Origin of the sequence: Pseudalkalibacillus decolorationis (genome assembly GCF_024609785.1) — a bacterium.
Taxonomy (GTDB): Bacteria; Bacillota; Bacilli; order Bacillales; family Fictibacillaceae; genus Pseudalkalibacillus; species Pseudalkalibacillus decolorationis.
In genome coordinates, this window is the sequence record NZ_JANHJQ010000009.1 from 147,736 (window position 1) to 169,389 (window position 21,654).

At 37.5% G+C, this 21,654-nt stretch carries 15 protein-coding genes and 1 pseudogene; 2 read left to right on the plus strand and 14 right to left on the minus strand.

From position 1 onward, the window contains the following. Positions 1-11: 11 nt before the first annotated feature. Complete coding sequence (locus NON16_RS10700; RefSeq protein WP_257348989.1) at positions 12-869, minus strand: class II fructose-bisphosphate aldolase; 858 nt, start codon at positions 867-869, stop codon at positions 12-14. Positions 870-1,050: 181 nt separating this feature from the next. Beyond that, on the minus strand, positions 1,051-1,791 hold the full coding sequence (locus tag NON16_RS10705) for a GntR family transcriptional regulator (RefSeq protein ID WP_257348990.1): 741 nt from the start codon (positions 1,789-1,791) through the stop codon (positions 1,051-1,053). A gap of 1,345 nt (positions 1,792-3,136) precedes the next feature. Between NON16_RS10705 and NON16_RS10710 the strand changes: the two genes are divergently transcribed. Next, the gene (locus NON16_RS10710; RefSeq protein WP_257348992.1) at positions 3,137-4,690 is read left to right on the plus strand and encodes a BCCT family transporter; all 1,554 of its coding nucleotides are present in this window, start codon (positions 3,137-3,139) and stop codon (positions 4,688-4,690) included. Between the two features lie 675 nt (positions 4,691-5,365). Beyond that, positions 5,366-6,022: a TetR/AcrR family transcriptional regulator gene (locus NON16_RS10715; RefSeq protein ID WP_257348994.1), complete on the plus strand. Its 657-nt coding sequence runs from the start codon at positions 5,366-5,368 to the stop codon at positions 6,020-6,022. Between the two features lie 245 nt (positions 6,023-6,267). Here the strand turns inward: NON16_RS10715 and gucD are convergent, their stop codons facing one another. The 12 genes and pseudogenes from gucD to galT form a co-directional block, all read right to left on the minus strand. Continuing rightward, on the minus strand, positions 6,268-7,734 hold the full coding sequence (gucD, locus tag NON16_RS10720) for an alpha-ketoglutaric semialdehyde dehydrogenase GucD (RefSeq protein WP_257348995.1): 1,467 nt from the start codon (positions 7,732-7,734) through the stop codon (positions 6,268-6,270). Positions 7,735-7,769: 35 nt separating this feature from the next. Then, on the minus strand, positions 7,770-8,705 hold the full coding sequence (locus NON16_RS10725) for an AEC family transporter (RefSeq protein WP_257348997.1): 936 nt from the start codon (positions 8,703-8,705) through the stop codon (positions 7,770-7,772). A gap of 64 nt (positions 8,706-8,769) precedes the next feature. Next, a complete protein-coding gene (locus NON16_RS10730; RefSeq protein ID WP_257348999.1) occupies positions 8,770-9,567 on the minus strand; it encodes a 2-keto-4-pentenoate hydratase in 798 nt (265 codons plus the stop codon). 13 nt (positions 9,568-9,580) lie between these two features. After that, a complete protein-coding gene (locus NON16_RS10735; RefSeq protein ID WP_308216599.1) occupies positions 9,581-10,684 on the minus strand; it encodes a zinc-binding dehydrogenase in 1,104 nt (367 codons plus the stop codon). 430 nt (positions 10,685-11,114) lie between these two features. Beyond that, positions 11,115-11,531 carry a Rieske (2Fe-2S) protein gene (locus tag NON16_RS10740; protein ID WP_257349000.1) on the minus strand — a complete coding sequence of 139 codons (417 nt, stop codon included), beginning with the start codon at positions 11,529-11,531 and terminating at the stop codon, positions 11,115-11,117. An 18-nt stretch (positions 11,532-11,549) separates the two neighbouring features. Next, complete coding sequence (locus tag NON16_RS10745) at positions 11,550-12,695, minus strand: amidohydrolase family protein (protein WP_257349001.1); 1,146 nt, start codon at positions 12,693-12,695, stop codon at positions 11,550-11,552. 195 nt (positions 12,696-12,890) lie between these two features. Further along, a pseudogene (locus NON16_RS25845) lies at positions 12,891-13,227 on the minus strand (Tn3 family transposase); the annotation flags it as partial. Positions 13,228-13,237: 10 nt separating this feature from the next. Then, positions 13,238-14,698 (minus strand): arylsulfatase, encoded by a 1,461-nt coding sequence (locus tag NON16_RS10755; protein WP_257349003.1) that lies wholly within the window; start codon positions 14,696-14,698, stop codon positions 13,238-13,240. A 165-nt stretch (positions 14,699-14,863) separates the two neighbouring features. Continuing rightward, positions 14,864-18,787 (minus strand): endo-alpha-N-acetylgalactosaminidase family protein, encoded by a 3,924-nt coding sequence (locus NON16_RS10760; protein ID WP_257349004.1) that lies wholly within the window; start codon positions 18,785-18,787, stop codon positions 14,864-14,866. A gap of 153 nt (positions 18,788-18,940) precedes the next feature. Continuing rightward, entirely contained in the window at positions 18,941-19,123 is a 183-nt protein-coding gene (locus NON16_RS25655; protein WP_372508789.1) for a GH36 C-terminal domain-containing protein, read from the minus strand. 35 nt (positions 19,124-19,158) lie between these two features. After that, positions 19,159-20,109 (minus strand): aldose epimerase family protein, encoded by a 951-nt coding sequence (locus NON16_RS10765; RefSeq protein WP_257349006.1) that lies wholly within the window; start codon positions 20,107-20,109, stop codon positions 19,159-19,161. After that, entirely contained in the window at positions 20,106-21,641 is a 1,536-nt protein-coding gene (gene galT / locus NON16_RS10770; RefSeq protein ID WP_257349007.1) for a UDP-glucose--hexose-1-phosphate uridylyltransferase, read from the minus strand. Before galT ends, NON16_RS10765 begins: the two co-directional genes overlap by 4 nt. Positions 21,642-21,654: the final 13 nt, after the last annotated feature.

The following is a 21,654-nucleotide window of genomic DNA, read 5'->3' on the forward strand; positions in this document are numbered from 1 at the left end:
ATGTTTTCTCCCTAGGCATACGTTTTCTTAATTTGAAGCATTGAAATCTTCTCTTTTACAATTTCCGTTACTGCTTCTCGGGCTGGTACAAAGTATTTACGCGGGTCATCCGTGTTGGGGTTATTAACTAAGTAATCTCGTAATCTTGAAACAAACTCTACTTTTAGCTCCGTTGAGAAGTTCACTTTACTAACTCCGAATTGCAATGATTTTTGCACACTTTCTTCTGGAACCCCAGATGCTCCATGCATAACGATTGGACAACCTATACGTTTTGAAATCGTTTCTATAAGTCTAAAGTTCAACTTCGGTTCACTTTTATAAAGACCATGTGCCGTACCGAAAGCTGGTGCAAACGAATCAATATTCGTTTCTCGAACGAATTCCTCTGCTAAATCCGGGTCTGTTAATTGTGTATCTTTATCCTCAACGGATAGATCATCCTCTACACCACCGATCGTTCCTAATTCAGCTTCCACTGGAACGTTCACTGCATGTGCTGCCTCAACAACCCTTTTGACGAGTACTATGTTTTCATTAAATGGAAGGCGGGAGCCATCAATCATTACAGATGTATACCCAGCACGTAAACACTGCATGACTGTTTCGTAGCTATCGCCATGATCCAAGTGCAAGGCAATCGGTACCTTCGATTTTTCTGCAACCATCGTCGCTAATGCTTGAATATAATCAATTCCTGTATAACGGATCGTCCCTGGAGTTGTTTGAAAGATGACTGGTGCATCTAATGATTCAGCTCCCGCTGCAACGGCTTTCATAACTTCTAAATTATGTACTCCAAAGGCTCCTATTGCGTAATGATTCTTGTAAGCATCTTCTAGAATAACTTTCGTGGAAACAAGCGCCACATTAATCTCTCCCTGCATTAGATTTCAGATACCTTAACAACGGGTTGTTGGGTCAACAAAGTTTAAAATTTTCGCTTATTTTTAATAAAAATAAGCGATTACTAGTCTAATTAAGTAAATAAAAATTAACTTACTATCATTATATCGTTGTTAGGTTGTTGGGTCAACTTTGTTTTATTACTTATATAAGCTCTGTGTAAAAGCGACACCGGTCACCTCGAACAATCGAATGGCAATATTCTACTGGGGTTCCTTTCGTATCATAGGCGACTCTTTCTAACAATAGCGCAGGATATCCTTCTTTAACTTTTAAATATTCGCTTTCATAATCCCGAATTAAGACTGGTTCGAAAACTTCTTTTGCTTTCGTGACAATGACCCCATACTCTTTTTCCATTACGTCATATAATGAGCTTTCTTGAACCTTATCCTGCGACATTTCTGGTACAAGCTTTTCCGGAATGTAGGACGTTTCCAAAATGATCGGCTCATTGTTCGCACACCTTAATCGTTTAAGCTCAAGCACTCGTTCACCATCTTTTACGTGTAACTTTCTTGCGACTCTGGAACTGGCTTCTACAACATTCATATGAAGGATGACGTCCTTTGGATCCATCCCTTTTTCCTGCATTACTTTACTAAAACTATAAAAGCCAGATAACGATTGTTCTAATTTTGGTTTTGAAATAAATGTCCCTTTTCCTTGAATTCGTCTAAGCACACCTTCTTGAACCAAATCTTCAATCGCTTTCTTTGCTGTGTTTCTGCTTATGTTAAACTCAGCGCACAATTCGTTTTCTGAAAGAATTTTATCTCCAGGCTTTAATTCTCCTTTTTCAATCGTTTCCTTTAATATTTCTTTCAATTGATGGTACAGCGGTATAACACTCTCATGATTAAGCTTTCTACCCATTGTAATCATATTAACTCCCTTCTTAAACCTAATTTAAATGTACCACTAAAAGAATGATTTTTGAAATGATACTTCCGTACCATGAGTGCGTGTTCAAAAAGTAGACGAATCAGAGCTTTATGGCTTAGTGACAGGGGGTCTTGCTCTAGACCGCAAAGTAAATGTAGAAAAATAAAATAAATACCTTAATTGTTTAATTCTCCTACTTTCCTCCGATTGATTGCCCTATATAGAGAACCTTGTAATGGACCCCATTTCTTTTATATTTACTGAGAAAAACATAGAAGAATACAAAAGTATCCTGTGTTTTCCGATGGGCGTACAATGGAGGGTATCGATAATCACTTTCCTGGTCACGGTCAATCGAAATGATGGCTGGTATTTTAAAAAAATCAACCACATTAACCTATGAACCAACTTTTGATTAAACGGGTGCTTTTCTCAACAAATTTCTTTACAGTGATTGTCTGGGCTGCGGATGAAGCAAATAAATTAAGCCATAAAATACTAGTTCAGAAATGATTTCAGTATTTTATGGCTTTTTCTTCATTTTATACATGATGTTTCCCCTACTACAAGTGTCAAAATTTGCGAAGGATCCTCTAGCGAGTTGCTTCGAACCGACTAAGCCTCCGCCTCCTGCCTTGTTCACAACATTGATTGGTACTCCAAAATCATCTTCAAAAAATAATTAATTTTTAAAATAATCTATTAATTACAAGTTGTTTACTATATCCAACTATGATAATATAAATTTATGAAATTAATATGATCGCGATCTTTATAAGACCTTGATTTTTTAGCAAACGCTTTCAAACAAGAATTAACATGTACAGATGAATTCATGTTTAGAAAGCGCTAACAATAACTATTTTATTTAAAAAAACAATTCATTATGTTTAATCTTATATAAAATTAAATTACAAATTCAACCTAAATAGGAGGTCAAAAGTTTGTAAAAATATTTTTGTGTTTTCTTGCTTATCTAACATATCGTTTTCATTTTTAATTAATGATCCATAACTAATTATGAAGGGAGGCATTAAACAATAAGTAGTTTTTATACGGTTATTGGTAGGGAATCTGTTTGGTTTTTCGCCGCTTTTATAGGGGTATCCGCCATTTATAAGAGGCAATCTCATGTAAAAAATAAAATAGTACCAGTCTTGAACAAGACTATCATTAATGTCCGGTATGACTGTACCTCTATAAATGTCATTACAATCAAACAGCAAATAGGTTTCCTTACCAAAAGGCATAAGGAATTGCTCATACAAAGGAGTAAACGAAGTGAAATCTAATTTTCATTGCCTCTTAATAAATTTAACTAATTCTAGTTAAGGAGTGAATTTATTTGTTTAAAAATAATAGCGTTTTCATAACATCTGTTTCTTTAACGTTTATCTTTATCATACTTGGTATTTTCTTTACTGATTTGTTAAATGAAGTATTTTCAGCTTCTTTAACTTTTATTCTTAGGTATTTTGGGTGGTTTATTATTTTAGGAAGTTTCTTTTTTCTAGCATTTTGTGTTTATTTGGCATTTTCAAAATTTGGTGCAATTCGATTAGGTGATGATAATGACAAACCATCTTATAGTACAGTATCTTGGCTTGCTATGCTATTTAGTGCAGGTATTGGTGTTGGTTTAATTTTTTATGGTGTAGCAGAGCCAGTGATGCATTTTGTAAATCCACCATTTGCTCAAGAAACCTCTGCACCTGCTGATGTTGCAATGAAATATACGTTTTTACATTGGGGACTTGGCGCATGGTCCCTTTTCGGTTTTGTTGCATTATGCGTAGCATATTTTCAATTTCGAAAAAAGCTTCCTGGCTTAATAAGCTCAACCTTTTATCCTATTTTAGGAGAAAAAATTTATGGACCTATCGGGAAGAGTATTGATAGTTATTCTGCATTTATGACAGCTTTAAATACTTCTGTTGTTTTAGGAATGACGGCTCTACAGGTAACAAGTGGTTTTAACTTTTTATGGGGAATCCCAAATACTCTAACCACTCAAATCATATTAATTGGAATCGTGACTGTATTATTTTTAATCTCAGCCTCTACAGGGTTGGACCGTGGAATTAAATACTTATCAAACTTAAACTTTGCTATTTTTTTCTTGTTAATGGCCTTGGTACTTTTAATTGGTCCAACGATTAAAATTCTTAATATCTTTATAAACACAACAGGAATTTATTTAGCAGATCTTATCCCAATGAGTTTGCACATAGGAACATTTAACAACGAGGCAACAAACTGGATTGAATCATGGACAATCTTTTATTGGGCATGGTGGGTTGCGTGGACTCCTTTTGTTGGAGGATTTATTGCTCGTATTTCTAAAGGAAGAACAATCAAAGAATTTGTTATTGGTGTCTTTATCGCTCCATCTGTTTTAAGCTTTTTATGGTTCTCCATTTTTGGAGGCGGTGCTCTACACATGATTCAGGAATTAAATTATACTGGTTTAGCTGACACCGTTTCTCAAGATATTACGTTATCCATGTATGCATTTTTAGATTATTTACCTGGTGGTTCATTCCTAAGTGTAATAGCAGCTCTTTTACTAGTAACTTTCTTTGTTACATCTGCAGATTCAGCAACTTTTACATTAAGTGTGTATTGTGTAAATGGTGATTTAAATCCTTCTAACAAAATTAAGGTGGTTTGGGGAGTTATAATTGCTATTGGAGCAGTTGCTTTACTTGTAAGTGGAGGGCTTTCCACTGTACAAAACGTTGCTATTGTAACTACTTTCCCGTTTTTCTTCCTTATGGTATTTATGAGCTATGCAATTATTAAAGATATAAGAAAAACTAAACTACCAAATCAATCACTTCAATTCTTGTCGGTTGATCAAAAAGAAAAAAATATGGATATGCGTAAGCAAGCAAAATAAGGATACCCCCTTTTATTCATTAAAATTAAAATGATAAAAATGCTAATCATCTGGATATTAATAATATTCCGAGATGATTAGCATTTTTATCTAGATGTTAGGGTTAAGGGGTGAAAAATGGCCTCTTCCTTATCGCTATCCTATTACATACATGATTGAACGTTTTTACAACATAACTATAGGGTTTTCAACTTGTTTAGTTGTAAGAATTGTGATGAAATATTACTTAAGAGGTTAAAATTTCTACTCTGCATTTGATCATAAAGTGATTTCAATAGAACATGAGCAATTAAAGTTTCGAACAGTTGTTTTTATAAATGGCTTTCTCGGTAAGTCTAGATAATATGTTGTTTGATAAATCGGAATAAAGTTTCGTCCAACGTACCTTATACATGCGGACAAATTTTCTGTTCAAACTAATAGTTGGAACAATATTTTCCAGTGAATTAGGAAGCGTAGTATACTTTTGCATAAGGATATTTCCTTTCGAGGGAAGTTTGCTATACTTATATCCAACAAAAAAGATGTCTTTTTTTGTTGGCTTTGTTGCATCTTATCGGCTAAGCAACACTCGTTTTTGTTAAATGTGTTATATAAAATTCGAATTGATCTTTTACAACTGGGTGGAACAGTCCATTAATGACTGTTGTAGGCGTAAAAAGGGAGGAAATCTTAATGGCGAGAAGTGAAATACAAACTGAACGAATGCTAAATTATTTTATTGATGCAACCGCCAAATTAATAAAAGAAGAAGGAATTAAAAATATCAGTATAAGAAAAATTGCAAAGGAAGCAGGGTACACAAGTTCCACTATCTATAACTATTTTTCGGAAGTTTCCCATCTTATATTTTTTGCAGCAATGCGCTTTGTAGAGCACTATATTGAGGATTTACCTAAATATACTGCAAGAGCGAAAGACCCATTAGAAAAATATTTATTAGGATGGGAATGTTTTTGTGACCATTCATTTAGGGAACCTGAATTATATCACGCAATATTTATTGCAGATTTAGGAGAACATCCAGAAGAACTTTTAAAATATTACTCTTCCCTATATCAATTTGATACCATTCAACTTCCAGAAGAATTAGAAGTAATTCTTACTGAACAAAATTTGAGTAAAAGAAGTAGAAAAGTTTTAGAAAAATTCGCAGAAAAAGGTGTATTTAATAAAGAAGAAATTGAAAAACTTAGTGAAATTACAATCTTGATATGGCAAGGGATGATTACATCTCTTCTTAACAATCGAGCAACTTATACACCTGAAGAAGCCTCAAAAAAAACGATGGAATATATACGAGATATAACATTCAATACGGCAAATCTGTAGATTTATTATAAAGGTATAGTAGCAGAGATGTGTTGATTGTGACTCATTTGTACAAATTCTTGAGGGTTTCCCAATAGTCTATTACCCCCCCTTAAAACACTCAAGGGGGTTTTATTAGTTGCTTAATAAATAATTTGAAAGGAAATAAACACTCTGTTCTCTATCTATTAATCCGTGCGGCAGAGCTTAAAACAATATCCCTTAAAAAGGATCTTTCTCCTTTTTAAGGGATAAATAAAATGATATTATCCTTTTACAAATACTGTTTTAATATTTGTGTAGAATTCAATTGCTGCTTGACCTTGTTCACGTGAAAGAGAACTAGATTTTTTCATACCACCAAATGGAGCCTGCAGCTCTACTCCAGCACTCTCAGCATTGATGCGGACAAGGCCTGCTTCTATTTCATTAATAAACGAAAGCATTTTCTGGATATTTGTTGTAAAAATAGAAGCACTAAGTCCAAATTCTACATCATTCGCTACTTCTAATGCTTCTTCAATTGTATCGACTTTCATTAATGCCAGTACAGGTCCAAAAATTTCTTCTTGAGCAATCGTCATCTTTGAATTTACATTTTCAAAGATAGTCGGTTCAACATAGAAGCCATCCTCCAAACCAATACCTTCACATTTACTTCCACCATATAAAAGCAATGCACCTTCCATTTTTCCTTTTTCAATGTAATCCAATACCGTATTTAATTGATTTTCACTCGCACATGGCCCCATCCAAGTGTCACTATTTAATCCTTGGCCTACTTTTATTTCTTTTACTTTAGCTAGCAGCTTTTCTTTAAATACATCATAAACAGAGCTTTGAATGATAACGCGGCTAGTAGCAGTACATTTCTGGCCTGTTGAACGAAGGCCGCCACTTATGGTTGCTTCCACAGCAAGATCAAGATCAGCATCCTCAGCAACAATTACTGGATTTTTCCCACCCATTTCCAACTGATATTTAGCACCGCGTGAAACCGCTCCTTGACCAACCCGTTTTCCTACACTATCTGAACCAGTAAATGTGATACCATTGATATCAGGATGATCAATAATACCTTGCCCAATAACTGTACCTGAACCTGTAACCATATTAATAACACCTGCTGGTAATCCTGCTTCATCGAAACATTCGATTACTTTTGCCGCTGTAACAGATGTTTCAGTTGCTGGCTTTAATAGAACTGTATTACCATATACAATGGCTGGTGCCATCTTCCAAATTGGAATGGCAACGGGAAAATTCCACGGTGTAATTACTCCTACAACTCCAAGAGGTGCTCTACTTGTAAACATAAATGCTTCACTATCTGTAGAAGGGATAACATCTCCTACTTTACGCATACCCTCTCCGGCGTAATAGCGAAGTATTGCTACACCACGAGCCGTTTCACCTTTCGCTTCCTGTAATGTTTTTCCCATTTCTTTGGTCATTGTTTCTGCCACTTCTTCTAATCGTGCTTCTAATACATTTGCAACTTTATAAAGATACTCTCCTCTTGCAGGAGCTGATAATTTTCTCCAAGCATTTTGTGCATTTTTTGCAGCAATGACCGCATGATTTAAATCTTCTTTCGTTGATTTTGAAACATAACCAATGATTTCATTTTTATGAGATGGATTAATGCTAGCCTGAACTTCATTTGTGGATGAAGATTGCCATTTACCGTGTATATAATTAAAATACGTTTTGATTTCTGCTTTAACTGCCATCAAATCAACCCTTTCCGTCATTTCACTTAAAGTATTTAAAATAATTTACTTCCTAAAAAAACAATAAAAGGCACTGTCAATATGGCAAAAATTGTTGAAAAAACAGTTGCCTTTACCCCAATTTCTTCATCTTGTGCATACCGTGCTAATAATACTGGGGCGATCGTCATCGTAGGCATTGCTGCTTGAATAATAATTACTTGCTTTACCATCATAGAAAGGTTAGTAAACATCACAAGTACTATAGTTAGAATTGGAAAGATAATCAATTTCAATAATATAGGTACTTTCAATCTACTAATTGACATAGCTCCCTTTTCTTTAAGCATCATCCTTATAAGAATTCCAATGTAAAGCATTCCAAGAGGGGTAGCTAAATTGGCTAACATTCCATTTAATTGTTGAATAATTTCTGGCGGTTGAATTTCAGCAATGATAACAACTAAAGCTATAACTATTGAAATAACTGGGGGATTTATTAATTGTTTTAAAGATGCAAGTGAAAACTGATAATTTTCTTGCAATAACGCAATAGCTACTGTAAATAAAATAATACCTACCCCTGTATCAAATGCTGCTGCAAGTAGAGCCCCTTTTGGACCAAATATTGCTGCACATAAAGGAATCCCAATAAAACCTGTATTTCCCAATCCAGCAATAAAAGCCATTTTCCTTGCATTACTAGGAGAATAGTTAAAAATTCTTGCAAAAATCCATCCTAATAGTAACCCAAATAAACTGATTAGTATTGAAAAAATAAAAATAATAATTAGCTGAGAAATTAACTCTTTCCCTACCTTAGTTTTAAAAGCACCATCTAAAATAATGCATGGAATTGCTACATTAAGCATAATGCTTATAAGCAACTGCTTTGATTCATCGGTAATTTCATTGGTTTTTGCAATAATATATCCAATTAAAGAAATAACCGCCATAATAAACATAGGACCTAAAATTGATAGAAATACCAAGTAAAGCTCCCCTCTTACAAAGCAAATTTTTTAAAATTTGATAAAAACTATCTTTAAACTCTAATCATTCTGTGAATGTTACTTTTACTTCTCCTAAGTGCTCAAATACAGCTGTAAATTCATCTCCTGGTACCACATCAATAGTAGTAGCAAGAGCACCAGAAAGAATCACTTCTCCAGCTTGCAATACTACATCAAATTCTGCTAATTTATTAGCTAGCCATGCAACACAAGCAGCAGGGTGCTCCATTGCATTCTTCCCGACCCCTTCTTTCATTAGTTGACCGTTTTGATAGACTTTCATGTTAATATCTGGAAGACTGACTTCATCCACTGAAACAGGTTTGTCACCAAGAACATAAAGACCGGAAGATGCATTATCGGCAACTGTATCCTGCAATTTCAAATTCCAATCTTTTATTCTACTATCAATTATTTCAATAGAAGGAAGAACATAATCTGTTGCTTGAAGAACTTCTTCAACGGTAACATTTGGACCTTTTAAATCTTTTTTTAATACAAAGGCAATTTCAGCTTCGATCTTCGGCTGAATGACATCATCCTTAAAAGATACTTCATGTTTATTTTTAACGTTCATGTTTTCAAATAAATGTCCACAATCCGGCGTATCAATACCATACATGATTTGCATGTCACGCGAAGTTAAACCAATTTTTTTCCCAACAATTCTGATTTCTTCAGATAATTTTTCCTTAACGATTTGCAGTTGAATTTCATATGCTTCATCTAGTGTTAAATCTGACTTTAATTCAGTTAAAGGCTGGATTGGTTTTTGATTTTTCTCAGCATCGATTAAGTAACTTGCAAGCTCTTTCACTTCTTTAGACACTACTTTGTTCAACAGAAAAACCTCCTTAAAGATGGGTAGAATTTTCATTTTGTAATATTACTTTTCCGAATTTTCCAGAGTTCTTAAAGTATTCTTGAGCCTCACGTGCCTTTTCCAAAGGAAAAGTCTTATCGATGAGAGGTTGAATTTTCCCTTCACGAATCGCAGCTAACATTTTATCGAATTCTTTCCGAGTACCTAACGTACACCCTAATATTGAAAGATGTTTTAAATAAATAGTACGAATATCAAGTTGTGTAACCGCTCCACCTACAGCTCCAGATATTGCTAACCTTCCCCCGTTTCTCAGTACATTCAAACATGTTGAAAATAAAGGATCTCCCACGACATCCAATACAACATCAATCTCGCTACCTGCAGCCATTAAGACATCGTCTGGTAAGGTTTTTGATTTATAGGATAAAACTTCACTTGCTCCTAGTTCGATCATTTTTTCTTTAAAAGATAAATCTCTCGCTAAGGCAATGACATTCGCCCCAAATACTTTTGATGCAATTTGAATAGCATAAGAACCTACGCCGCCGGTAGCCCCTGAAATAAGAAGCTTTTCTCCGGGTACAACTTTACTTTTTTCAATCATATGCCATGCAGTAAAACAACTAACAATAAAAGAAGAGCTTTCAACATAACTAGATAGTGGTATCGGTCTGCACAATTCTTTTGGCCATGCAATGTATTCAGCATATCCGCCATCACACTCAGAACTCATTAACGTTATATCTTCCGCCATATGTTCCAAGCCATCGGGTCCTGAAGAAATAAAAGGAAATAATACAACCTTCTCCCCCAAGCATGAAGGATCGATATTTGCACCTACAGCTACGATTTCACCTGCAACATCAGTTCCAGGGATACGCGGAAAAGAAATGGGTTCTCGTTTCCATCCCGCTTTTTCCCCTGTGTTCGCATCAGTGCCATAACGACCTTCACGCATTAAAATATCTGAATTATTTACAGCGCAGGCATATATTTTGACTAAAACCTCGTTTTCATTTGGAAGCGGTACATGTACTTTCCGTTCTTCAAGCTTCTCTAGTCCGCCATAGTCTGTTACGACTACAGCTTTCATTTGTGTTGGAATTAATTCTGATAAACCACTTCGCTCCAAATTTTTCTCTCCTTATCGTTTCTTTACTTGGCTTCTTATTATTTCAAACGGATCGTTACTATTTGGATTTGATTATTAAAAAGTTATAGTACTGTCTAACGCTTTATTAATGCTCTTTATTCCTTTACACTTTGTAAATACTGCCTTGCCCATTGTGTCATTGCTTGAGTCAAGTTTGTTATAATGTAACCGGCTCCCCAATGAATGGCTTGCTTTGTTTGTTCCACATTACTAACATAAATACCAGCTGTTTTCCCTTTTTCTTAATTATTGTCATATATACATAGATTTGAAAGGCTAATTCGTAAAAAGTAGTCTCATAAACGATCAAGCATGCCAGGATATTATTAATAACACTTCCACAAAAAGATCTCGATAACAAAAAGATCGCGATCTCTTTGTGGCAATAAAAAAATTTTATTTTTAATTGTTATGATACAAAGCAAGCATTCGTTTCTATTAGCGAAACTATTTTTGGCTCTTTATTAAGATATAGAACAATTGAATCTCCTTCTTGACGTATATCATAAGTCTTTATTTTACATTTTTCTGCATCAAACAAAGATTCGCCTGTTTTAATATCAAATCCCCATCCATGTAAAGGACAGCGTAAAATCTCATTATGTTTTCCATATTGGTACGTATGAGGATCACTTGGCAACATCGTTCCATCGATCGAACCATATACCATGGATACTCCTTGATGTGGGCACTTATTTCGAACGGCATATAACTGGCCATTAATATTAAAAATAGCAATTTCTGATCCATCAACTTTTACTAACTGTCGTTCCCCCGGTTGTAAATCCTCTGCTGAACAAAGAGTCACACTTTTTAATTCACCCATCTTTTGTTCTCCTTTCTACTACCGGTTAAAGTTATAAGTATTTAAAGCGTTTTCATAGAAAATTTTATTTTTTAAGTCTTTCGGTAAACTATTGAATACACGGTCTGCTTCATCTCCATCCCAGTGAGGATAATCACTACTGTAAAGAAGCATATCCTCAGCTCCAGCCATTTGAATAACTTCTAATAAATCTTTAGAACGGAATGGTTCTTCAATTGGCTGCGTACCTAAACGTACATTTCTTCTAATATATTCGCTTGGTCTATTTTTCAACCATGGAACCTCATCACGCAGCGCCTTCCAATTCTTATCTAGTCTCCACATTAGACCTGGTAGCCAAGCCATTCCATACTCAGCAAAAACGAACTTAAGCTTTGGAAACCTTTCAAATACCCCTTCGCAAACTAAGCTAGCGATATTTCTTTGAGCAATTAACCCTAAGCAAGCATGCCATTCCATATAAGTTGAAGCTGGTCCTACTGCTTGTGCTGGCCCATTTTCTCCCGATGACTCAGAATCTGGGTGCATAAGAATTGGCAGTCCATATGCTTCTGCAATTTCATAAATCGGATAAAAATGCCTTTTACCTAATGGAATACTCGTTGTTTGTAGGTTAATGGCTACAACTCCAGGTTTTTTCCCAATTCTTTCGATTTCCTTTACAGCGGCTACAGGGTCAAGCGGGGTTACAAGCATAGACATTTTATATCTGGCATCTTTTTCAATCCAATTTTCATATTGCCAATTATTATAAACGGAGTTAAATTCATTTGCGATTTCCACGTTGTGAAAAGCTCCCATTGTAGCGTTGGCGGAATTTAATACCCCATACACTGTATTCGAGCGATCGAATAAATCTTTTGCTACAAATTCTGGATCAGCTCCAGGGATAGATCCATTTGGTGAAAATGCATCTAAACGTAAAACTGAACCTGGATTAATATATCGACATTCAGGGAAACGAAATTCTCCTGAAGATACAACTTTTCCATTAAATGATTTTTTCTTAAAAGGACCAATATTCAAACGTTTTTGTAACGATTCGTCACAATAAGGAACAAGCTCTTCAATAGAATTGAAATATGAGTGTACATCAGAATCAATAACTAATTGTTTTGTTTTTGTAGAACCTGCACTATTTTTTTCATTAATTGCATTAACCATTTAAATTACTCCTCTCATAACAAAAATTTTTTAATTCTTAAGATTAATTTTCAATATACGCAATCATTTTCTAAATCGCTGTATTTTGGAATCGTTTTAAAAATCATGATATTTAAATGATCGCGATCTATTAATGACAGTATAATCCCTTTTAGGGTTTTTGTAAATATCAAAAAATTAAGATTTTTTGATATTATTTTTTCCTTTTACTCGATCTAGTTCTTCTACTGCTTCTTTACGAGTAGTTTTCAAAGCTTTGTTTCCCAACTTGTGAGTGATTTCGTCTAGAAGATCAGCTAAAGAGTCGATGATTTCGGGCATGACGATGCCAGAATAAGATAGCCAGTAGGGTGTACCGAATGGCTTTAGGATGTGCATGTAATTCGGTCACTGTCTCAGTAGCTGCACGAAGTCGATATTTTTTTACTAGAAACTGCTTACATAAACCATCAGGGATTTGAAAGTGTTGATGGGCTAACAGTTTTTTGATTTCCATTTCCATTGCACTTACACTTGGTTTGCCTGGAGAGTTTGAACTTCATCTAATCTAAAATATGTTGAAGACAAGCTTTAGGCTTTTGCCCAACAATAAGGTTTAGTCCATCAGAATAACCTTCCTCTCTACCTTCTAACTCTTTAATGAGCTGTTCTCTTCTTACTAGCAGTTTGTCAGCATACTTATCATTTCCTGCTAAATTAAACATCTCCTGAGGATCCCGCTCTAAATCAAACAATTGCTCCTCCCCAGATTGTGAGTACCAAATATATTTATCCTTTCCGTCTGTTATATAGTGAAAAGAATGTTCACCAAACATATGCTCTCCGTGAAGAAAATCACGCCACTCCACGTCTTCCTCTCCGGCCCATAACTGTAAAAGGCTCTTCCCATCAACACTATCCGGAATCTCTACATTAGCAACATCCAATAGTGTTGGCATAATGTCCCTTAGCTCAATTACTTCATTGATAGTCATATTCTTCTTTAGGTTTAAATTGTTTCCTGGGTCGGCAATGATGAACGGTATCTTCGTACTTCCTTCATATGGAAGTGTTTTCCGGTATAAATTGTGGTCTCCCAACAACTCACCGTGGTCGGATACAAAAAGGATAACCGTATCGTTATAAACGCCGTATTCCTGCATCGCATTCAGGAACCTGCCAATTTGATGATCGATGTGTGTTATCAAAGCGTAATAGGCTGCTTGAGCACGCTTGAACCTTTTTTCTGGTACAATTCCTTTGGATGTAACTGGATTTAAACCGCTTCGATCCGGATCTTCTTTCTCTGCCCAATCCCCAACAGGTGGCTTTGGGAGGTCCTCATTAATATACATATCATAAAAAGCTTGCGGTGGATCAAACGGCGGGTGCGGCCTGACATAGGACATTTTCAAGAAAAATGGCTTAGATGGGTCTCTTCTTCTCAGAAAATCAATTGATTGTGTCGTCACCCAATTCGTTGGATGCAGCTCTTCCGCCAGATGCCAAGGTCTTGTTACTGTTGATGCATTACAGTCAAGTCCTAGATCAATCATGTCATTCTTAGATCCTGTTTTCTCCCTGAGCCAATTCAAGTAATCATCTAAATAATCGAAGGACTCCGTTGTTTTGGTATTGTGTTTATAGCGTGAGTAATGCATATAACCATCATGCAAAACAACATTGTGAAAACCACAAAGATTTCTCGTCGGATAGACATGCATTTTACCGACACATTGAGTGTGATAACCGGCTTTTGCAAATTCACCGGGTAAGGTGTGTTCATACTTCCATGGAACTTTATCCATGTAACCTACACGGCCATTCGCTGTTTGCGACATCCCAGTCAATGCCGCCGCTCTTGCCGCAACACAAGATGGAGCAGCGGAATATGCATTTTTAAAAAAGGCACCATTTCGTGCGAGTTGATCTATATTTGGAGTATCTACAATAGGATGATCTAGTAAACTTAAACAATCTCCCCGCATCTGGTCCACCATGATAAGTAGAACGTTTGGTTTCATTAGAATTCTCCTCCAATCCTTATTATGTATAACTTCATTATAATACTAAGCTGACTCCAAGCGAGGATACATCTCTAAAATGTAAAAATGAGAGATCCTCGCGGTTATTAGAGTCAACAGATTACTCCTGATTATCTAACTGGAAGACTATCAAATTGAGATCATTTACTCGACAATTACTTTTGCAGCCCCCCAATCCCCGTGATCACTTCCTACTCCATTTCCGCTATCAGTGACAACTAGTTTCAGATTTTCAACACCTTCAATATTTACATCTACGTTTTTCGCATCGTCTTCAGCAGTCATTAAGCCGCTGTCATAAAGCTTTTTTCCATCGCCCCAAACTTGGAAAACGATACTTGCAGCAGATGAATCTAACATCTCGTCATCGACACCCACTTTTGCCTGAAAGCTTGACGCATTACCGTCTAAGAAATAGACAACTTCAGAGTTCGCGTGAACACCTAGGCCTTTTTCAAACGTTTCTCCGTTAATGGTCAACGTCTGACCATCTCCTGAGCCTTGTCCACCATTACTTATGTCTCGCTCTACAGGTCCCCAGCCGTTCGATGCATTTAACCAATCAAGGTCACTGATGTAAGTTGTTTCTTGTGGTGGATCTGGCAAAATGTTCACAACTTTGGTCGCTGTTGTACCCGTCTCGTATCCTTTAAATTTGAAACTTGCTTTTGCCCCGAGTGTATACGAATCTGCACTTGCTGATTCATTCGGTGTGACAGCCCAAGTCAATGATACCGATTGCCCCGGTTCAACTGATTGGAATTTTGTATCAGAAGTGGCTTTAACTGACCATTCTTCTGGAACCTTCAGTTCAACGTCAACATCGTCTATCGTTTTGCTGCTGTAGTTTGTGAAAGTACCTGTTACTTCCGATGTTTTACCTGCGTTGAAATATTCACTTTCCAGCTTAAGTTCTCCTGTTGGATTCGTCGGACATTCTTCGATTTCCTTTGCAGGTCCTAAGTCGTCCACAACAAGATTGTCGATTGTTAATGCCCCACTGCCACCAGGTGACGTGACTGCGATAAAGTAATCGCCACAACCTGCTCCTCCTGTCGTAATCGTTTGCTCATACGTCTTGTGAGGTGCAGAATACTGCGGAGGTAGACTATCCGTCCATCCTTTAGGTATTTCTAATGTTGTTGGTGGTGCACTGTCTAGTGGTCGGTTAGTTGTTTTCACAAGTGTATCATTAACAATTCTGGTTCCCTCTTTATCAGATTGAACGACGAAATTGTACATTCCTGATGTATCTGCCTGATAATCAAACCCAATCCTGTAAGTGTGATTCGGTTTTAATCGCAGGGTTTGACCAAGTGTACGGATTTGCATGCCTTTACCCGCATCTAAAATTTTCAACGAGTAACGTCCGGAAATGGTATCCCTCGTATATCCTTTGTGTAATTCCGAAAGATGTATTGTTGGGTCCCCGCTGTTTCGTGCGTAAACAAACGGTCCCCATCCCTGATCGACATTTTCAAAGTCTTGATGATAGTAATGTCCTTTCGCCTGTAGATCAGCCCCATTGTTTTCAACGACACGCACATCGGCAAATTGCACCTTAGTACCAGAGCCGCCTTCTGCCGCCTTGAGATAAAGGGTAGCAGAACCGGATTTATAATCTTCAGGAACTGTAAACAAAACCTTCATGCGCTGGAAGTTACTGTGGCGCCGCGGATTGGATGCGGTATATTGTTCGGCAGGTGAAACGTCTGTCCAATTCGTTACTTCGGAACCTCCATAATCTTTCACACCGATTACAGCCTTTCTTTTACCAGTAACTTCGACCCATACTGAAGCAGAGTACGTATTTCCTGGTTCAAGACCTTCAATTCTCTGGCTCACCATGCCGTCACTTGTCCCGGCAAATTGTAAATTTTCATAACCATTTGTTCCATCAACAATTGAAATATCGCTTACATCGCCGGTTGTTGAAAAACGTTTCCACTGTTTGAAACTGTGGCTGAAGAAATGCGGATCATTCACAATACCGCCTGCACCCCAGTCCATTTTCGTATTTTGGTCACCCTTCTTTGTATGTCCGTGTCCCTTTACCGGATGTGGATAAATGACATAAGGTACCTCTTTTTCAGCTTGAATCGTTACCTCGCCGTCTTTTACAGACAACTTTTTAACAAATTGTTTACCTGTGCCGGTTAGCTTGTAGAGAACAACCTTCTTTTCTTTCTCCCAACTGTCTGGTAACGACCAGCTTGTTTCTCCGCCTGCAGGGTTCCAGTGATAAATCTTCGTTTCTTTTTTCGGATTCCAAGCGAGGAATAGATTATCTCCATCCATGATCAACTTATCGTCTTTATACATTTTCAATGTGCCGGATTGATCAGTGACATACACATTGTCTTTAAAATCGATACGATGATCGGACCACTTCATAATCGGGAAATGCTGCATGTACTTTGTCGGCAAGTTCTGTGTAAATACACTCTTTGACCAGTTTAGTATGTTGTTTTGTCCCATCCAGCCCATAAAGCTCAGGTTACTACTGCCTTTAAGCATGGAACCTTTTTTCTTCCATACATCTTTATATTCGTTATAGGTAAATCTCAAGATCTGACTGTTAACACCGAGCTGATCATACTGGTTTGACTGATGGTAATAAAGGGCATTTGGCCACATGTAATCGATCCATTCGGTATGCACACCCCAGCCGGCATCCTGAATTGTACTTGTAACTTCATTCGCATACCATCCTCGATCAAAATATACATCTACGTAAACCCATGAAAGCCCCGGAACATCTTTCTTCAATTCACGGAGACGTTCCTGAAAATACCCTTTTTCAACATCCTCATGTTGATTAATATGATAGGATTGATCCATCCACTGCCAGCCTTTTTCAGCATTCTTCGTTAAGTCCCACCGAAAATTCTTTGCTTCGGGGTACATTTCCTGCTGATTGATGTGGACGCCTAAATTAACGTTGTATTTTTTCGACTTTTCAACGAGATACTTTAAATCTTCTAGACCGCCGGCACCTTTATTGTAGTTATCGCCGTAGTCCGGATGAGCACTGTCATGACCTTGACTTTGATATCCTTTAAGCAGAATGGATTGTCCTAATCCATCTGTGTACAAATAACTTTTCTTAATTTCATCCAATGTCCGTAAAAAAGGATGGGTTGGTTGGCTCGCTATGTTGAATGAGATCTGGTTAATAACGTCATCCTTGATTTCTTCAGATCCCTTTGGTAAAAACATAATGTCACGGAAGGCGATTGCCCCGTCTTGCCAATCGACTTGTCCATCTCTATTCTGGTCAGGCGTTACTGCAACCTTTTGATAAGGGAGTCCAACGACCTCCCCGTTTGCGCCGCGGTAAGTCCATTCACCACTCCACAATCCGGTTTGTTTTTGTTCCCCTTCGTCAGTCGTTTTGTATACTAATCGTTCCTGCTCCGCCAAAGCATTTGTTGAAATAGCTGTAGCAAGACTGTCAGTATTCAGGATTGCCATGGTTACTCCATTAGCCTCATCATCCAAAGGCAATTCCTTTATCGGTTTATACTCATCAATTGATGGATAGTCACCATAACTTGGTTTAAATAGAAGTGTTGCACTCGAAAGCTGTGCTCCCGATTGACTACTTTTTACTGAAACAATACTGTGATCCGGGATAGCTAGTGTCTCGACTTTTGTTTTCCCATTTTCTTCGATCTTTGTCACTTTAAATGATAAAATATTATCGGTGACTTCCAGCTTCACGTCCATTTCTACATCGATTTCCGGGAATTGCATATGATACATGACCGCGTCACCGGCTACTTCCGACTTCACATCGGGCTCATAGTTCTTCCCGTTAATCATGACTTTCGACAGCTGATCGCTTTGGCCATAAAGCACAGCTCCATTACTGTTCCAGGTGTACTGAATGACGCGGGGAAACTGCTTGTCCACCTGGACACTGAGGTCAGAAGACTGGATAGTCACCACATCCTCTTCAGCATTGACTTTGTTTACTGCTAACCCTGATATCACAGAGGAAACCACCAACATCCAGGCAAACACGATACCCAAAACTACCTTTAAACTATGATACTTTTTAACCACTAATTTAAACCCTCCTCTAGTTTCCTGATAGCTTCGTTTCCTCCTCTTCCCTACTGAAATTTAGGCCGATCTATAACAGTGAAAAACGTGACCCATCACCTCCTCTCAGGTGAGACGATTGGATGAAATACAAGTAGCCAATCAGCTAGCACCCTACCCTTGTATTCTATTAAGTTGAAACAAGGCAGAATCAAAGTCGTTTTTTATTTCCCAGATGAAGCCATTCTCCATAAAGTACTGGCCAGATGCTGTCAACTGCAGCGATTCACACATGTATACGGTATCTGGTTCCAAACCCTTTAGTTTTAACTTTACAAATCGGAACCTCCTATCAATTTTTTAATACTTTTTTCCCTTGAGCGAAACACCCCTTATGTACTTCCAACATCAATTTTAAGAAACCATGTATACGACCCATATGGAGGTATGCTTGATGATTTTCCGATTTTTTCTGCAAGATATACATCATCGTAAACACCTGTACAAGGCTCTAGTGCCACATTGTACTCACCTCTATAGCCGCCGCGTGTCTTCCACACCCCGAGGAATGGAACTTTCTCGATTGGGAACCAATAAGTGAGCTTACGACTAATGTCTGGTTGAACAAGCGAACACCAGCCCTCCTGCAAATGCTCATTAAAATAAAATTTTTCAATAGTAGATGTTTCCATTGGTTCAAGCCGTGATAAATCAATTGGTTCACCTGTAGAAACGGAATGCGTTTTTGGGTATGAATGCAAAGTGCCCCATCCCCCTAAATGCTTTGTATTCAGTTCAACATTGATTATTTGACTCAACCCCTTCGGCAAATCTATCAGAGTCTCACTTTTTAATTTCATCAATGCATGCGGTGCCCATATAAACGGAAACGATTCATCACTCGTATTGGTTGCCTCATAGTGAATATCTACACCCGATTCCGTTAACCTCATTGATTTTTTTAACGTGTAAGGGAACGTAGGGCTCTTAACCTCCATTTCAATTCCAACGTCTGTTGGCGTCACGCTCCACGGAAGCGTCCAAACTTCACCATGATCAGGAATCATTTTATACGAATTCGGGTGTGGCCCAGGATCAATTCCTGGAAACATCTCGTCGAATCCGCTTGAATCATATTTCGAAAAATCGGCTCCATATGAAGGAATGGAAAGAAAATCTTGATTAGATTGATATAGCCATTCATATTTAACCTTCTTATCATAAAAGCTGACCATTTTCCCTCCATATGAAGGGAGAATAATGCAACGAATATGATCATTTTCAAGTGTGATAGACTCGATACCTTTATATGTCGATACTGAGAATCCTTTTAAATCGATCATCCCGATTCCCCCGATGGCTTGATTTGTTCAATAAACCTTAAGAAAGCATTTATTCCTTCCTTATTACGCTTAAACACACCTGCATGCTCAAGAACTGTCAAAAATCGGTTTCCAATTTCCTGTTTTAAAATTTCATGAATAGTAGCTTTTGTTTGCGCCGTATAATTAGTTATGATTTCTTGAGCCCAGATGACATGTCCTGAAGTGAATTCATCATTTATTGCTTTCGTATCAAGTTCACCCTGGATAATGTAATCTGCTAGTTGATTCATTTCTTCTATTAATCTACCAGGCAAGACCGCCAAGCCCATTACCTCGATTAAACCGATATTTTCCTTCTTTATATGATGGACTTCCGCATGAGGGTGAAAAATGCCCATCGGGTACTCATTACACGTACGATTATTTCGTAACACTAGATCAAGCTCAAATTCACCACAACGATTACGAGCAATAGGCGTTATGGTGTTATGCTGTTCACCATCGGTTTCAGCCAACAAACCAACCTTTTCATCACTGTAGCTACGCCAAGACTCTAGAATCATACCACCAAGCTCGGATACCCGGTTTCGGTTCGCTCCGATAAGCCGAATGACCGACATCGGCCACTGAACAATTCCTGCATGTATATCCTCAAAACCGTCGATATTGAACATCTCTTGTACAGATGCTTTTGCCATCGGAAATTCATGGCGACCCCCCTGGAAGTGGTCATGGCTCAGAATAGATCCACCTACAATCGGGAGATCCGCATTCGATCCGATAAAATAATGTGGAAACCGCTCGGTGAATTGTAACAACCGATCAAACCCCTCTTTTGAAATCTTCATCGGTCTGTGATCCCCTGAAAAGAGAATCGCATGCTCGTTATAATACACATATGGTGAGTACTGAAGGAACCATTGCTCACCTTCTAGATCAATCGGAATGATGCGATGATTTTCCCTTGCAGGATGATCAAGTCTACCTGCATAGCCTACATTTTCTTTACATAACAAGCACTTCGGATAGGTAGCTGAAGAGTTTGCCTTCGCTGCTGCAATTGCTTTTGGATCCTTTTCTGGCTTTGAAAGATTGATAGTGATTTCAAGGTCCCCGTATTCTGTTTTGCTATACCAATTTTTGTTTTTATTTATTCGATCCGTACGTATGTAATGAGTATCCTTTGATAAACGGTAGAAATAAGTAGTTGCTGCTACCGAACCTTCTACCTCGTATAGACGGAAAAATTCACTGATTACTTCCGATGGGTTAGGGACAAGGCGACCCATGATTTTCGGATCGAATAGATCCCTTTTTGTAATGGTATTGTCTTCAATTAATCCTCTCTGGACAGCATAATCTAGCATGTCTTCAAGGATTGGACCTGGAGTATCTAGTTGCTCCTCGATCATATATCGGGGCTGATCAACACCATCTAGTTTGAATAGAAGAAAGAGTGAATTGCGTATATAATCGATATCCCAAACAGAGATCAGATCCTTTTTCAAGCCATAATTAATCAGTCGATCAATACTATGATGGATTGTCATCCTTTTATCCCCC

What these genes read in the sequence shown, in the direction of transcription:
- NON16_RS10740 (WP_257349000.1), bottom strand. Translation starts at nt 11,531, where the DNA reads ATGGGTGAATTAAAAAGTGTGACTCTTTGTTCAGCAGAGGATTTACAA.
- galT (WP_257349007.1), bottom strand. Translation starts at nt 21,641, where the DNA reads ATGACAATCCATCATAGTATTGATCGACTGATTAATTATGGCTTGAAA.
- NON16_RS10755 (WP_257349003.1), bottom strand. Translation starts at nt 14,698, where the DNA reads ATGAAACCAAACGTTCTACTTATCATGGTGGACCAGATGCGGGGAGAT.
- NON16_RS10715 (WP_257348994.1), top strand. Translation starts at nt 5,366, where the DNA reads ATGGCGAGAAGTGAAATACAAACTGAACGAATGCTAAATTATTTTATT.
- gucD (WP_257348995.1), bottom strand. Translation starts at nt 7,734, where the DNA reads ATGGCAGTTAAAGCAGAAATCAAAACGTATTTTAATTATATACACGGT.
- NON16_RS10765 (WP_257349006.1), bottom strand. Translation starts at nt 20,109, where the DNA reads ATGATCGATTTAAAAGGATTCTCAGTATCGACATATAAAGGTATCGAG.
- NON16_RS10705 (WP_257348990.1), bottom strand. Translation starts at nt 1,791, where the DNA reads ATGATTACAATGGGTAGAAAGCTTAATCATGAGAGTGTTATACCGCTG.
- NON16_RS10745 (WP_257349001.1), bottom strand. Translation starts at nt 12,695, where the DNA reads ATGGTTAATGCAATTAATGAAAAAAATAGTGCAGGTTCTACAAAAACA.